At 38.6% G+C, this 16,171-nt stretch carries 11 protein-coding genes; 5 read left to right on the top strand and 6 right to left on the bottom strand.

The annotated features are described in order from the left end of the window. Positions 1 to 56: 56 nt before the first annotated feature. Positions 57 to 1,007, top strand: coding sequence for a mannose-6-phosphate isomerase, class I (gene manA / locus ABZM97_RS18580; RefSeq protein WP_367387059.1), 951 nt, complete (start codon positions 57 to 59; stop codon positions 1,005 to 1,007). Between the two features lie 129 nt (positions 1,008 to 1,136). Next, the gene (locus tag ABZM97_RS18575) at positions 1,137 to 3,782 is read left to right on the top strand and encodes an SPOR domain-containing protein (RefSeq protein ID WP_333516397.1); all 2,646 of its coding nucleotides are present in this window, start codon (positions 1,137 to 1,139) and stop codon (positions 3,780 to 3,782) included. A gap of 37 nt (positions 3,783 to 3,819) precedes the next feature. On the opposite strand, the gene ABZM97_RS18570 is transcribed toward ABZM97_RS18575, so the two are convergent. The 6 genes from ABZM97_RS18570 to ABZM97_RS18545 all read right to left on the bottom strand — a co-directional run bounded on the left by ABZM97_RS18570 (position 3,820) and on the right by ABZM97_RS18545 (position 10,714). Beyond that, positions 3,820 to 5,679, bottom strand: coding sequence for a CDP-glycerol glycerophosphotransferase family protein (locus tag ABZM97_RS18570; protein ID WP_202328231.1), 1,860 nt, complete (start codon positions 5,677 to 5,679; stop codon positions 3,820 to 3,822). A gap of 18 nt (positions 5,680 to 5,697) precedes the next feature. After that, positions 5,698 to 6,867, bottom strand: a complete 1,170-nt coding sequence (locus ABZM97_RS18565) for a CDP-glycerol glycerophosphotransferase family protein (protein ID WP_087991724.1) — start codon at positions 6,865 to 6,867, stop codon at positions 5,698 to 5,700. 3 nt (positions 6,868 to 6,870) lie between these two features. Next, on the bottom strand, positions 6,871 to 7,896 hold the full coding sequence (locus ABZM97_RS18560) for a ribitol-5-phosphate dehydrogenase (protein WP_087991723.1): 1,026 nt from the start codon (positions 7,894 to 7,896) through the stop codon (positions 6,871 to 6,873). Next, positions 7,893 to 8,606, bottom strand: a complete 714-nt coding sequence (locus tag ABZM97_RS18555; RefSeq protein ID WP_087991722.1) for a 2-C-methyl-D-erythritol 4-phosphate cytidylyltransferase — start codon at positions 8,604 to 8,606, stop codon at positions 7,893 to 7,895. The genes ABZM97_RS18560 and ABZM97_RS18555 overlap by 4 nt, the downstream gene beginning before the upstream one ends. A gap of 88 nt (positions 8,607 to 8,694) precedes the next feature. Then, positions 8,695 to 9,846 (bottom strand): CDP-glycerol glycerophosphotransferase family protein, encoded by a 1,152-nt coding sequence (locus ABZM97_RS18550; RefSeq protein WP_087991721.1) that lies wholly within the window; start codon positions 9,844 to 9,846, stop codon positions 8,695 to 8,697. 94 nt (positions 9,847 to 9,940) lie between these two features. Beyond that, positions 9,941 to 10,714 carry a WecB/TagA/CpsF family glycosyltransferase gene (locus ABZM97_RS18545; protein WP_087991720.1) on the bottom strand — a complete coding sequence of 258 codons (774 nt, stop codon included), beginning with the start codon at positions 10,712 to 10,714 and terminating at the stop codon, positions 9,941 to 9,943. A 508-nt stretch (positions 10,715 to 11,222) separates the two neighbouring features. Here ABZM97_RS18545 and tagD point away from each other — a divergent pair. The 3 genes from tagD to ABZM97_RS18530 all read left to right on the top strand — a co-directional run bounded on the left by tagD (position 11,223) and on the right by ABZM97_RS18530 (position 16,159). Beyond that, positions 11,223 to 11,612, top strand: coding sequence for a glycerol-3-phosphate cytidylyltransferase (gene tagD, locus ABZM97_RS18540; RefSeq protein WP_087991719.1), 390 nt, complete (start codon positions 11,223 to 11,225; stop codon positions 11,610 to 11,612). Between the two features lie 96 nt (positions 11,613 to 11,708). Then, complete coding sequence (locus ABZM97_RS18535) at positions 11,709 to 12,899, top strand: CDP-glycerol glycerophosphotransferase family protein (protein WP_087991718.1); 1,191 nt, start codon at positions 11,709 to 11,711, stop codon at positions 12,897 to 12,899. Positions 12,900 to 12,934: 35 nt separating this feature from the next. Further along, positions 12,935 to 16,159, top strand: a complete 3,225-nt coding sequence (locus ABZM97_RS18530) for a CDP-glycerol glycerophosphotransferase family protein (RefSeq protein WP_367387058.1) — start codon at positions 12,935 to 12,937, stop codon at positions 16,157 to 16,159. Positions 16,160 to 16,171: the final 12 nt, after the last annotated feature.

Genomic DNA, 16,171 nt, shown 5'->3' with positions numbered 1-16,171 from the left:
AGGGGGGCGCACCGGGAAAATAATGATCAGCTATTTACAGGGGAGGGGTACGGATCATGACGCAATCACCGATTTTTCTAACGCCTGTTTTTAAAGAAAAAATCTGGGGCGGCACCGCTTTACGAGATATATTTGGATACGGTATTCCTTCCGAAACGACGGGGGAATGCTGGGCCATTTCCGGTCATCCAAAAGGACCGAGCACTGTAGTGAATGGCCCGTATAGAGGAAAGACATTGATCGAGCTTTGGGAAGAGCACCGTGAAGTATTCGGCGGCGTGGCGGGGGACCGATTTCCGCTTCTGACAAAACTCCTGGACGTGAAGGAAGATATGTCGATAAAAGTTCACCCTGATGATTATTATGCCGGAGAAAACGAAGAGGGAGAACTCGGCAAGACGGAATGCTGGTACATCATTGACTGTAAAGAAAACGCGGAGATTATTTATGGGCATACAGCCCGCTCAAAAACAGAACTTGTCACAATGATCAACAGCGGTGACTGGGAAGGCCTGCTGCGAAGAATCAAAATTAAACCTGGTGATTTCTATTATGTGCCGAGCGGAACGCTGCACGCATTGTGTAAAGGGGCACTGGTGTTAGAAACACAGCAAAATTCAGATGCCACATACCGGGTGTACGACTATGACCGGCTTGATCACAACGGGAGTCAGAGAGAGCTTCATTTTGCCAAAGCGGTCAATGCGGTCACAGTTCCTCACGTGGACGGGTATATAGATGAATCGACCGAATCAAGAAAAGGAATTACCATTAAAACGTTTGTCCAAGGGGAATATTTTTCGGTATATAAATGGGACATAAATGGCGAGGCTGAGCTGTCTCAGGATGAAGCCTTCTTGCTTTGCAGCGTGATTGAAGGAAGCGGTTCACTGATGTATGAAGACGAAACATGTCCGCTCAAAAAAGGCAATCACTTGATCTTGCCCGCTCAAATGCCCGATTTTACGATTAAAGGAACTTGTACACTGATCGTGTCTCATATGTAAACTTAATCTCACTTCGAGATTAAGTTTTTTTTATGAAAAAATGGAAGGGATTCACCTGTAAATGAAGTGTACGCGTGCCGATAAATAAACTAGTTTTATATACTCATTGAATATGAAAGAGGAGAAGGAATGAAAAAGAGATTAATCGCACCGATGCTTCTGTCCGCCGCGTCCCTTGCCTTTTTTTCCATATCCGGTTCTGCCGCACAGGCTGCAGCCTATAAGGACTACTCGATATATGAGATAGAACCGGCTAAAACGTTCAGTACAGAAAGCCAAGCCGCACAGGCAGCCGCCAAGCTGGAAAAAGACACTGGCTGGGATGCTTCTTATCAGGCTTCGGGCACAACAACGACCTACCAAATTTCCGCTGCTGGCATTCATAGCGAAGCAGAAGCGAAAGCAATACTGAGCGGACTCGCCAAACAGACAGCGATTTCAGGCAAGTCAAGTCCTGTCGGAAGCAAACAGCCGTATGTCACCATCACCTCAGGCGCCATTTCGGGTGAAAAGCAGGCAAACACATTGCTGGCCAAGCTTAAACAAGAGACGGGAGTGTCTGGCACTGTAAAAGCATCCGGAACAGCCCAGCCCTATGTGAACGTCATAACATCAGAAATCCCTGATGAGACAAAAGTGAAGGCGCTTATCCAGAGTCTGGCTAAGCAAACGGGAATTAAAAGCTCGTATCAGCCCGTCTCACATACGGTGTCTGTCACAACCATTCAGTCAGGCGCAATCGTTGGAGACAGCAAAGCAGAGCAGATCAAAAATGCCTTCCAAAAGGAATCGGGGCTTAAGGCTTCATTAAAAGAAACGGTGAAAGGACAAGCCTATTATACATTCACTACAGCCGCCGTATCAGGCGAAGCGAATGCCAAGAATCTATTAACTCAATTGAAACAAACCACCGGTATTACAGGAAGCTACAAGCCAATCAATCAAAAAACAACTGCTGAGACATATAATGTCCAATCAGCTTATTTCAAAGGGCTGAATACAGTCAAGGACGCCATCAGCCAAATCAAGAAAAACACCGGCGTATCCGGCAGTTATCAAAAGGTTGGCACAAGCACATCATATATTGTGAATATGAAGGGTTTAACGAAACAGCAGCTGCAAAAAGTGGACACCTTCTTTAAAAAGAAAAAGTGGCGCTGTACATCATCCAGCATCAAAAAAACGACAACATCTACAGCCTATCAAATAACGACAGCAAAAATTTTAGGCGAGAAGCAGGCAAACAAAGCCGCAGCCTTTTTTGTTCAGAAAAAAGTAAAGGCAGCGAAAAAAGCAACTGGAACAACAGCAGAAAACCAATATCAGCTCATCTCAGAAGAAACATCAGATCAAGTAAAAGTGACAAAGGGCTTGAACATATTAAAAAAACATCAGCTGAGTGTATCTGCGAAAACAATCAAAAAACAAATCGCTAACACGTTTACAATCACAACTGAATCTCTGCTTGGTACAGCCAAAGCCAATCAAGCACTTACATTCTTTCAATCGAATCACATATCAGCAACAAGCCAGAAAACCGGTCAGACCACAGCGAGCAGCTATCAAATGATAACTGAAGCCATCATCAGCCAAGAAGATATTGACCGTGTTTTAGCGTTTTTCAAACAAAATAATGCCGCCGGCACAACAGCTAAAACAGGCGAGACGGCATATACACAATACAAAATCGTAACAGCCCAGATCAGCAGCAAAACAGCATTAAACAATGGGGTAACCTATCTGAAAGCCCAAAGCTTAAGCCCGAGTTACACAACCAAGACCAATCGCCTTTATAAAATCAGCTTAAACGAACCGTTCACAGGTAACGATGCAGCTGCTGCGGCAGCAGCGAAGCTGAAACAATTATACGGATGGACATCATCTATCGTAAAAATCAAAAACGGGCCGCAAATCATGAAAACAAATTACAATCTCTCGCTTCGTGATATGGTCCAAAAACAAATGACAGTAAGCCCGCAAACAGACGGGGCGGCTTACGTATCGCTCACTTATATTCATACAGCAACTTCAACAGTCACAGCTGACGTACTGAATATCCGGTCAACGCCGGCAGTCATCCCGACGAACGTAATTGGCCAATTTAAAAAAGGCGATAAGGTGAAAATCATCGGCCAGACAAACGGCTGGGCCAAAATCAATTTGGGCTGGCGAAACGCAAGCAGTGATGAAGTGGTTCAATACGTGGATCCGAATAAATTTTCCAGAGACAGCAAATACTATTTCCAATTTCTCAAGCTGTCACAGGCAGCCGGGCTCAGCATCACTGAAGTCAATCAGAAAGTGCTTGCGGGTAAAGGCGTTCTGACAGGGAAAGCAAAGGCATTTATCGATGCCGCCAAACAATACGGCATCAACGAGCTCTATTTAATCTCACACGCTCTTCTTGAAACAGGAAACGGAACATCCGATTTAGCCAACGGCTTAACCTATAACGGAAAAACTGTATATAACATGTACGGAATAGGCGCATACGACAGAAATCCGAATTACTACGGCGCTAAATACGCGTACGAACAAGGCTGGTTCACACCAGAAGCGGCCATTATCGGCGGGGCCAAATTCATAGGCTCTTCATATATTCACAACACAGCCTACAACCAGGACACACTATACAAAATGAGATGGTCAGCCACAGCGGCACACCAATACGCAACCGACATCGGCTGGGCGTACAAACAAGTAAACCGCATGTACAGCCTGTATTCATTGCTGGACGGTTATACGCTTTACTTTGATGTTCCGGAATACCAATAAAAAAACCACCTTTTGCGTTTGCAAAAGGTGGTTTTGCTTATCTTTTAAGGACTTTATCGTCTAATGGCTCCTCTTCCTGAGGAAAGACAATTTGATCGATCACACGTTCACTTGCTTTTCCGTCAAGATCGTCGAAGAAATAATGAACAAATGAATCAATTTGCTCAAAGTTATACTTCTCTTCCTTTATGATCGAAATCATTTGATCAGACGTTTTCGCAAGCGGACCAGGAATAAAGTCAAAGTAATCGTAATAGAAATCACGTTTGCGAATATAATCATCTACATCATAGCTAAAGAAGATCATCGGTTTATTTAATAAAGCATACTCAAAGCACACAGAAGAGTAATCTGTAATCAGAACATCTGTTACGAGCAATAGCTCATTGATTTCCCTAAACGAAGAGAAATCATAAAAGAAATCACTGTACTGATAAGGAATATTGGCATCGTTTCGAACGAATGGATGAATCTTAAATAAGAAGATATACTCATCCTTTAACTCATGATACAGACGGTCAAAATCAAGCACTTCAAAAGGATAATGAGCGGATTGCTGACCGTTTCCGCGGAAGGTTGGTGCAAAAAGAATGACCTTCTTGTCCTTCAGAAACGGATATTCCGTATAAAGACGTTCTTTTACAAATGCCTTCTTCGCTTCATCAAAGAAAAAGTCTGTTCGCGGTACGCCTGTAGCGATGACGTTCTCTATATCTACGCCGAAGCCCTCTGCATAATGTTTTCGTATATTCTCAGAGCTGACAATCACCTTGGTGTAGTTTCTATGGTTTTTCGAATGCGGCGACGGTCCTCCTGGCAACCCGATTCGGCTGTAGCCGAATGTCTTAAAGGCGCCGACAGCATGCCATAGCTGGACAAGATCCGCATTTTTACGGATTTTTAGCGGATAAATAATCGGATAAAAATCATCTATAAAAATGATTTTGCTTGTCGCAAAATGATAGGCCATTGACATTAATTCAGACAGGCTTTTTCTGTCTCGAATGCTGCTCTTTAAGAAAAATTTGAAATCAAAATTTTCTTCGCGCTTTAGCAGTTCTTCATAAACAAATTCGAAGTTGCCTGTCAAATCAAGCCGGCTGTCAGAAGCAAAGACGATCTTATTGGACTTAATCGGCAGCAGGCGGAACACATCATAAGCAAAATGAAATAAGCTCGTATTCAGCTTGCGTAAAAATCGGTTCGCTTCTTTTCCAGTATCCAGCTCCAAAAGGCTCGGATCAATTTCCTGCAGCTTGTTGCAAGACAAGTTAATCGTCTTTTCGCCCTCATCATAGTTAACAATTAAATTGAATTTCATCAGCTTTTTAGCAGAATGAAATTCCATTTTTGTGGCATATACATCATTAGAGAGGAAATTGCTGACGTTTCCGACCGTATGCACTTCCTGGTGTTTTACATTTTGGTCATCTACAGCTTCAATTTCCAGAAACAGCTTATACTCGCCCTGCGGAAGCGGCTTGTCATTCATCAGCTTAGAAAAGTTAATCTGCTGTGAAAATCCTGCCCACTTATAGCCCCCAGGCACATTTGAAGTATCAATCGACAGCTGATCTACCGGAACATCCCGCAGTGAAACAGCTGTAAATAAAACACCGTTGTTCACCAATAATAAACGTTTTCGAACCTGATCCTCTTTTTGAAGAGGCAGGCCCTTGATGTACATATAACCCGCAATTTTAAGAATTGATCCATTCCAAGAAAACTCAGAAATTTTTCTGACAGGGACTTGCTGGTTTTCTTCAATTCGCTTGGTTTTATCGAAAAGAGAAAAAACCCTGTTATCTGTCGAATGGACAATGACAGATGTATCTTCTGTTTTCGTTCTCTTTTTTGATCTGAAAAGTCTGTTCTTAATCTTTCTGGCCAGCTTCACTTTGTACCTCACTTTCTCCTAATCGGCACCAGATGTTAAAAATGATGAAATAAAATCGGCTACTCGCTCTGAAGATTTGCCGTCCTGATGGGTAATAAATGTTTGCGAAAAAGCCTCAATCCGCTTCGTATCAGCCTCGTGATCACTCTCGATATCGTGTACAAGCGATGGAACATCTTTCGAAATCGGCCCGGGAACAAACGATTCAAACGGATAGTAGAAATCACGTTCTTCCAAGTAGTCTTCTAAATCCGGGCAGTAAAAATACATCGGACGTTTCAGCAGGCTGTATTCGAAAATGACTGAAGAATAATCGGTTATCAGCCCATCGGAGATTGCCATCAAATCGTACAAAGAGTACGAATCGGTTAAATCCAGCACAAAATCATCCTCTTCCGTGTGCGCATGCTTGCGCATATACGGATGAAGATGGAGCATCACGACATAATCTTTATGGTTTAGCGCCGATTTTAATTGTAGCAGATCAAGCGGGGTAGCGTCACCCTCTTGATGATGTCCGCTGCCTCTAAAAGTAGGAGCATACAAAAGCTTTTTCTTATGCTTAAGTTCCGGATAAACCCGATGAAACTCATCCAGTACATGGCGAATATGATCCTTATGATAAAAATAATCCGTTCTTGGAATGCCAAGCGGCAAAATCTGCTTTTGCTCCATTTGAAAAGCTTCGGCAAAATGCGGCACGGCATCAGGTGCACTGACAACAGCATAATCATAGTTAGAATGCACGGGAACAATCTTCAGGTAATCAGAAGAAGGACCAAACGGCTTGTCCACAATGCTGTAGCCGAATTTTTTAAACGCGCCGCAAGCATGCCAAAGCTGGATGGCGACAGTTTCCTTTCGTTTTGGCACAACATACAAAGGAAAATAATAATCATCTAACAAAAGCACACGACATGTGGCAAGGTGATATAACGAGCTGAAAAGATGAAGCAAATATGCAGCTCGTCCGATCAGCCCCTTATCCATCTTGCGTAAAAGCAGGGTGATGCGAAGAGACGGATCTTGCTTCAGCTTTTCATAAACACCTTTAAAATTATCACTTAAATGATCTTCACGATAGGAAGCGATGACAACTTTGTTGTGCTGTACTGGCAATAAGGCGCTCAATAGTTTATAAGAGGTGCTGAATACTCCTTTTACGATTCGTGTAAGGAATGTTTTCACTGTTTAAATGTCCCATTCAATAACAGTTTTTCCCCAAGATGAAGTCAAATCTGCTTCAAACGCGTTAGTAATTTCCTCAATACTGCGTACTGGGAAGCGTCCGCCTACTAATGTTTCTAAATAATCAACGACTTCAGGGTATTGAGCTAAAAAGTCGACAGTACGGGCAAAATCCTCGCGTCCGCTGCGGCTGCTGCCGATCAGCGTAATTCCTTTTTCAAGCACCATTCTCGTTTCAATTTCAACAGGGTATTCTGACACGCCTAAGAGCGCTACACACGCTTCGGGATGAACTTGGGCAATGATCTGATCAATTGCGCTTTCACTGCCGCGTCCGCCTACACATTCAAAGGCATGGTCGATTTTGACATCCTCAGGAATGTCGTTAATTTGATATGCTGCGTCAACAAAAGAAAAATGATCAAGCTTGTAAGGCGTTTTTCCGAAAATAAACACTTTGCTGTCTGGATATTTCTTCTTCAGAAGAAGCGTCATGATAAATCCGAGATTTCCGTCTCCCCATACACCGAATGTGTCACGCTTCTTATGCGCCATACGCTCAAATCGGGAAAGCGCATGAACTGCAATCGTAATAAGCTCAGTAAAAGCTGCGACATGCGGATTAATGCTGTCCGGAAGTTCAACGAGCCGATCCGGCGCCATGAACATATAATCCTGCATAAATCCATCATAGCCGCTTGAACGGAACCTGCTGGAACGCAGGTAATTCTCCGCAATGACCTCATGCTCTTCAACCGGTGTATTCGGCACCATAACAACCCGGGTTCCGACTTTAAATGTGCCTGTCGGATCAAACATGACTTTTCCGATTCCTTCATGGATGAGAGCCATCGGCAATTTTTTATCCATGGCTTCTTTGCCGCGTGAACCAGTATAATAGCGCTGGTCGGCAGCACAGATGGATAAATGGGTGGGCCGGATGACGACCTTATCTGAGTGGACAACTTTATCTTTATACGTCACTTCAAATTGTCGGGCAGAAACTAAACGATACGTTTGATTAATCATTGTGAAATTCGCTCCTGTAAAATGGCATTAGCCACTTTTAAGTCATATGGTGTCGTTACTTTAATATTAAAGACTTCACCGCGGACCAGCTTCACTTTTTCACCTGCTAACGAACAGATCTTACATGCGTCAGTCAGGACAGCTTTTTGTTCATCTGACAGCTTGTTATAAAGCTCGACCAATTTGCTGATCCGAAAGCTTTGCGGGGTTTGCCCTTGGTACATGTTATCGCGGACAGGGATATCAGAAATGAATTCCTGGTCTTCTGAAGCAATAATCGTATCAATGGCAGAGATCACAGTATCCACCGCACCGTATTGAAGAACCGCATCAATATTTTCATCAATAATGCGATGAGTCAGAAATGGACGCACAGAATCATGAGTAATGATCACGTCATCATCCTGAATGCCGAATTCTTTTTCAATATAGCGGATGCCGCTCATAATAGACTCATTACGGTCGCTGCCGCCTTCAACGACAACCAGGCGATCATTAGGCCCCATGAATTTTTTTAAAATGTCTTTTGTATGGTTAATCCACTCTTTAGGTGAAACGATTAAAATCTTATCAAAACGGTCATTTAATAAAAACTTTTCAACCGTATGAATGATAATAGGGCGTTTATTTAACGGCAAAAACTGTTTTGGCATATTGACGTTCCCCATGCGGGAACCTTTTCCACCGGCTAGAATCTCAGCATAAATCATAAAATGACTCCTTCCTTACTACAACTCATAATGTTTTATAAAAGGTTTTCATATTATTTGCAATACCGATCTCTATTATATATAGGGATCAGTATAATTTCTCGTTTATATAGCTTAAAAGCTGTTTACTGGCATTCCCTCTAGAGTATTCATTCCATTCACGTGAAAAGCGCTCTACTTCTGATTGGAGCTTGTCCATATCTTTCAGCTGGTCCAAGAGCATTCCAGAATCACAGCAAGGAACCCCGGGGATCACCTCTGCATAATTCCGAATTAAACCGCGGGTTCTGTTGTAATCCTCCAAATCATACGTATAAAACAAAATGGGTTTGTCCAGCAATGCGAATTCAAAAGGGACAGAAGAATAATCCGATATTAACAGATCGCTCATTTTCAAAAGGTCTGCAAGAGGGAGAGCTGACACATCTTTTATCCACGCACTATCTTCAGGTAATTCAGCAGATTGCTTCATAACAGGATGAAGTTTTACCGCAAGTAAATATTCTTCTTTTAATTCATGCTGCAGCTGCTTTTCTGAAAACGGCAGAGAAAAGCTTTCGAACTGTCGGTCCCTAAAGGTCGGCGCATACAGTATAATTTTTTTCTCCGCCGGCAGATGATATTTGCTTTTAAGATCATTGCTGCTTTCCCGCGTCTCATTGTAAGCATCAGTTAAAGGCACACCAAACCGAAGAAATGGATCACCTTTTATGTCGAAAGATTCCTTGAATATGTCAGCCATATGTTCAGAACCGACGACAATCCGGTCAAATGAAGCATACACTTTGCGAAAGCGGCTTATATCAGACCGCGAACGGTTCTGTGTGTTGATGTCCTTTAACCCAAATCTCTTAAATGCCCCGTTTGCATGCCAAACTTGGATACACTCGATCTCAGACCTGCTGGCCAGAACGGTCGTCAAAATAAAATAGTTATCAACAATCACAGTCTTACTGCTCAGCATAGAAAAGACCGCTTTACATATATGAAGCGGGTGTTTTTCGTTAATAACCGAAACAGTAAGTGAAGGAAATTCTTTTTCCAGCGACTTGGCATGCTGGGTCAGCAGCACATGAATGGGAAATGAAAAGTGTCCCTTCTGGTATTCCTTTAATAGTGCACGGGCATTATCAGGAAAGGAAACCAGAAGCGTCACTTCATTGCCCGGTTTGACCCAAAACAGCAATGTGCCAATGGTTTTGATGAACAAATAATAAAATAACGCAATCCAGGATTTCAATCTGTCATCACTTCAAAAGGGCTGTCACAGATTGTCCTCGAGCTCAGCGAAAGATTCATGCATTTCATTACATACCATAGCTCCTTTAAGCCGATTACAGATGGCGTGACTGATCTTTGACCTGCCCCGTATATTGCGGCTTTGCTGCAGCTCGTTCATGCTTCAGCACGGCTGTAACATACTTAGGAATGCTCAGCATTCTTCTCCAGCGCGCAGGATTGGTGATCAGCCTGTACATCCATTCAAGATGGAAACGGATAAAAAATGACGGCGCTCTTTTGACATTGCCGCTGAACACATCAAAGCTTCCGCCCAGCCCTGCAGCAACAGCCTGAGGGAATAAATGGCGGTATTGATGGATAAAGAACTCCTGATTAGGATAACCTAACGCAACAAATACCATATCTGGATTTGCGGCCGCAATCTGGTCCGCCACCTCACGTTGATCCTTCACATAGCCGTCAGAGTATCCGGCAATTTCAATCCCTGGATAATCACGTTCGACGCGCTCAATTGTCTGTGCAATGACATGCTTAGCCGCACCGTAAAAGAAAACCCGCTTTTTCTTTTGATTTGCTTTATCCAACAGCGACGTAAACAAATCATAACCGGCAATTCTGGATTGAAGCGGCTTCCCGATTAACTTCGAAACCATCACAACACCAATGCCATCCGGCAAAATAAAATCAGCAGACGAAAGAACCGCTTCATAACGCGGATTCTGCATCGCTTCAAATCCGATTTCAGGATTCGCTGTTACGATGAACGCACCTCTATTTTGGTCCAAATATGACGTTTCTAAATGTGATACAAATGAAGTTAGTTCACCGTCTACAAAATCTAATTGATTAATGGGTTTTGTTTGCATCGTAACCAACCCTCCTTTTCATCTATATGTCTATAAAAAACACGTGCCATTCGTATAGTTTCATTAAAGCCTCTTTGCCTGAAAACATCTTACTCTATCTTACCACAAAAATCTTTAGGAACTTTTAACATTCACATTACAATTCCTTCACGTTTTGACGATGAATTAATATGAGGAGGGCGTACAGAATAAATGACGCAGCAGAAAGAAAATCGTTTCGTTTAAAAACGTGACAAAAGAATCAATTTTTCCGCAAAAGAAAACTTGTTATAATGGGGATAGTTGAGACAATAGTCCTGTGAATTTTATACATCAATACAACGGTAATACCAAAAAATGCTGGTGATTGACATTTTTAAAGTGCCTTAACTTTTATAGGAACTTATGCTATTATTGTTCAATATTAAAGGTACGTGAAAATTATGTCGAAATTATAAACAATCTGTTAAAGGTTTTGGTTTTTTTCTGTTACTCTCAGTTGAAAACGCTTGGAAGGTGATGTTATCTAATGAAGAAAGTGATAACGTACGGAACATTTGATTTATTTCACTACGGACATATGAAGCTGCTGGAAAGAGCAAGAGATCTGGGTGACTATTTAATTGTAGGATTATCTACAGATGAATTTAATCTTCAAAAACAAAAAAAATCGCATCATTCATTTGAACATCGAAAGTTCATTTTAGAAACGATCGATTTTGTTAACGAAGTCATTCCCGAAAAAAACTGGGAACAAAAAATCTCAGATATCCAAAAGTATAAAATCGACACATTTGTCATCGGCGATGACTGGGAAGGGAAGTTTGACTTCTTAAAGGAATATTGTGAGGTCGTTTACCTTCCAAGAACAGAAGGCATTTCAACTACCCAGATCAAAAAAGACATGGCTAGTTTATAGAAGTACTAACTAAAAGAGGCTTGAAGTAAATTTCAGTTGCTTCTTTTTTTCTTGTTTGCGCAAAGGATAAATTTTTCACTCTTTAAGGAGTTCATGATGAAATCTTTTATTTTAAAAAAATGCAGAAGTTCATTAATTAGGGTCTATTCAGTCCTTTTTAAGATTTTTGCTCTTCTGCCAAGAAACAACAAACTCATTTTATTTGAAAGCTATTCTGGAAAACAGTTTAGCTGCAACCCCCGAGCAATCTACGAATATTTACAGGAAAATAAAGATCAATATGATTATAAATTGATATGGAGTATTGATAAACGGTATTTATCGGCATTAGACGGCGTTGATGCTCCATATATCAAAAGGTTTTCTCTTAAGTGGACTTGGTACATGGCTACAGCGAAATATTGGATTACAAACAGCCGGCTTCCTTTATGGATTCCAAAACCCAAAAACACACTGTATATACAAACGTGGCACGGCACTCCGTTAAAAAAACTTGCCAATGATATGGACGAAGTGCACATGCCCGGAACGACAACTGAAAAGTATAAACAGAATTTTCTGCAGGAAGCAAATAAATGGGATTTTTTAATTTCTCCTAATGCCTATTCGACTGAAATTTTTAAACGAGCATTTCAATTTAAAAAACAAATCTTAGAAACTGGTTATCCGAGAAATGATTATTTATTTTCGCCAAAAACAAATGACGAGAAAAATGATATAAAACAAAAGCTTGGTATGGATATAAATAAAAAAGTTATTTTATATGCGCCTACTTGGCGGGATAATTTATATCATAAAAAAGGCGCTTATAAGTTCGATATACATTTGAATTTGAAAAAACTAAAAGAACATCTAGGTGAAGAATATGTTGTCATACTTCGAATGCATTATTTAGTAGCTGATGTTATTGACTTAGAGGGCTTAGAAAACTTTGCATATGACCTGTCTATGTATAAGGATATCCGTGAACTATATTTTGTTTCAGATATCTTAATTACTGATTACTCTTCTGTATTTTTTGATTTTGGGTCACTTAAGAAACCTATTATCTTTTTTGTTCCCGATATTGATATATACAGAGATAAATTAAGAGGGTTTTATTATAATTTTGAAAGTGAAGCTCCTGGACCGTTATTGATGACCACAGAGGAAGTTATTAAATCTGTTGATGATGTGGGAAATTTCGCTTACAGTACTAACGATAAATATCAGAAATTTCATAGCAAGTTTTGTTATTTAGAAGCAGGCGAGTCAACAAAGAGAGTTGTAAAAACGCTTTTTGGATAAAAGATAATTCAGCAAGCACAGAAAGGCGAGACTTAATGGACTACGGCATATATTTAATAAAGGTGAAAGTTGAAAATGAAAATATCTTATTTGATCTGAAGTGTGAAAAAAAAGATTTTTATGATCACTTTTTCAGTAGGATAGAGAATGTTGTTCTTGCAACTTCTAACAGGCATATAGATCTCTTATCGAACATCTCTTTACTTAGCGATGAAGGCATTATGAAAGTTGTTATCCCATTAGATGAGCTTAAGTCTTGTTCTGATAAAACAGTTTTTAAATTAAAACTTATTTTAGATAGAGATGAAATTTTTATTGATATCCTAAATCAGTTAAATGATACTTTTAAACTGGTTATTGACGGGTCTGTGCTAGAGTTGGCTCCTCAAGTGGATGGAAATTTAATCGTAAATAAAACAAGCCTTTCCGAATCGGCTTTTGTAATAGAAAATGTCGAAATGTCAGCAAATTGCACGACTTTTATTGGATCTCATACATTTTTATTTTTAAATAGCACAGTCAAATCCATAAATTGTTATTTAGAAAACGAAGCAACAAAAGAACAATTAATAATACCGAAGAGCTCTTTAGTACTTTCAGAAGACTCAAGTTTTGAAATATCCTTAACACTGAAGGATTATCCTTTATATCAAGGGAATTGGTATTTTTATACTGAAGTTAAGGTAGGTAAATATCAGTTTGCAGTTAAAATAAAAACTGATATTAATACTGCATTACAAACAAAAGAGATGTTTACTGAAAATGGCCAACTCTTTGTTCATAATGTTTTCCAGACTCAAAATAAAGAATTGCTAATTCACATTTCTCAATTTGATGAACAGTTAATTCAGACTAAAATTCATCATTTAAGCATCGATAATAATGATCTTCATTTAAATTGTAAGATTACCCCAAATGAAGACGAACAGATTTTTATTAAACAGTTAGTTTTTCTCAATAGAAAAACTGAAGATAAGCACATAATTCGTCTGCAGGAAAAAGATTATAATAACGGCTTTTTACAGGTAAGTGTTCCTTTATTAACACAACGCTTTTTTGAAACTGATGGAATATGGGATGTTTATCTAGAGTTCGATACAAATGGATTAACAGTAAGTCAAAGATTATCATTTGATTCAGAAATTGATAAATCTACGGGTAAATTTATCAGTCTGCCAAAAACCATTTACAATTCTAATGGATTCATAAAAAGAGCACGTATGTATGCTACTTTAGATAACAACTTAGCGGTTCTAATAAAAGATTCAGCAATTTATGGAGAAATATCTTATATACATCATGATGGTGTTGATTTAATAGTTAAAGGTTCTATAGAGGTTTTAGATAAGGAATTTGAAATTAAAAACGTTTTTTTAGCTAATGAAAGTGAGCAGAAAATTCATTTTATTAATAACCTAGAAAAAACTTCTTCTTGTTGGCATTTTGAGAGCAGGCTTAACATAAAGAAAACAGATATAGAGGCAATGAATCATTATTTTATTTTTGATTTTTATATTTCAATTCTTGTAAAGGATCAAGAATATGCTGTAAAACTGAAGTCGAACTTAGACGATATTTTAGACAAATCACAATCTCATGTTTATCCGGAGTTTGTAATTAAAGATATAAAACCGTTCTCAATACAGCCCAAATTTAATCAATTAAATGAATTATCATTTGTTTTTTCTTCATATATTAACGCTGAATGCACAGATATAATCAGCAAAAATAAAGAAATAGAAATTCATTTGGCTATTGAAAAAAAGAATTTGATATACGAAAAAATATATTTGAAGTTAAAAGATAAGAATAGCCGCTCTGTTCTGCTTGAACCTTCGTTAAAACGGGAGCAGCAAGACTATAAAGAATTTGTGTTTTTATTAAGTAAAAACGAAGTTGAAAGTTATGGCTTGGAAAAACAAATGCAATACGATATCGGTCTGTGTTTATTAATTAATAATAAGTATGTTGAGTCATCAATAAAAATAAAAGATTTAAAACTAATAAATAGTAAGTCAACATTTAAATCTGGTGCAATTAAAATTAATAAGTCTCTCTTTTTGTCTGCTTTTATTGATAAAAGAAACGCTCTTTTAAAGCTAGAAATGAGAGATATAAAGGCTACTGAAAAGAAATCGGAAAAAATAAGGTTTCTAATTGCAGGACTAATTGCAAAAGTTTTAAAACCTTTTGTTAATAAACCAGTGTGGTTTGTTGGAGAGAATTTAGGAGAAGTCGCGCAGGATAATGGGTTTGCATTTTTTGAATACTGTGTTCGAAATAAAAATCAAGAAAAATACTATTATGTAAGTAAGAAAGATAATAAAAATCCTGATAACATTTCGAAATATCCGAAAAACATTTTAACCTATGACAGCTTTAAACATCTCGTATTTTATCATTTAAGTAAATATTTAATTGTAAGTCATGGTATAAGAGATGTTATTCCCAGTGTCATTCATAATAAAATGAGTGAAAACCCAAAAGAAGTCATCTATTTGCAGCATGGCATAATTGCAATGAAAAAATTGAGCTTTAATAGAAAATCATATAACAGTAAAATTAGAAAGTTTGTCGTTTCATCTGATCACGAAAAGCACATTTTAGTAAAGGAAATGAATTTTAAAAAAGATCAAATAATGGTTACAGGACTATCGAGATTTGATACATTGATTGACAACAGTAAAATGGTGAATTCCAAACAAATACTCCTTATTCCGACTTGGAGAGAGTGGATTGATGACTTTACAAGTTCCGAATTCTATCTCAATTACAGTGGATTTTTAAATAATAAGAAATTGCATAAACTTTTAGAAGACAAGAATATTATATTGAAGTTTTTTATGCATATAGAACTGCAGAAAAAATATAGTAATTATTTTAAAGATCTGCATAAAAACATAAAATTAGTAAAAGTCGGAGAAGAGAGCGTTAAAAGTCTTGTAAGTGAAAGCTCTTTAATGATAACGGATTATTCAAGCGTAGCTTTTGATTTTAATTATCTGGAAAAGCCTGTTGTCTTCTATCAATTTGATTTACCTGACTATTTACATTACAGAGGGTCTTATGTCAATTTAAAAACAGATCTATTCGGTCAAACAGCTTATACAGATGAAAGCTTATTGGAAATCGTTCAAAAGCAAATTGAAAATGATTTTAAGTATGAGAAAAAATATAAAGTGAAATCAAAGAAATTCTATAAGTATCAGGATAAACAAAATTCAGAACGTATTTATAACCAAATAAAAATGCTTAAATAGGAAAGGAGGAAA

Source organism: Bacillus vallismortis, from assembly GCF_040784915.1.
In the GTDB taxonomy this organism is placed as follows: Bacteria; Bacillota; Bacilli; order Bacillales; family Bacillaceae; genus Bacillus; species Bacillus subtilis_G.
This window is presented reverse-complemented; position numbering and strand designations above follow the sequence as displayed.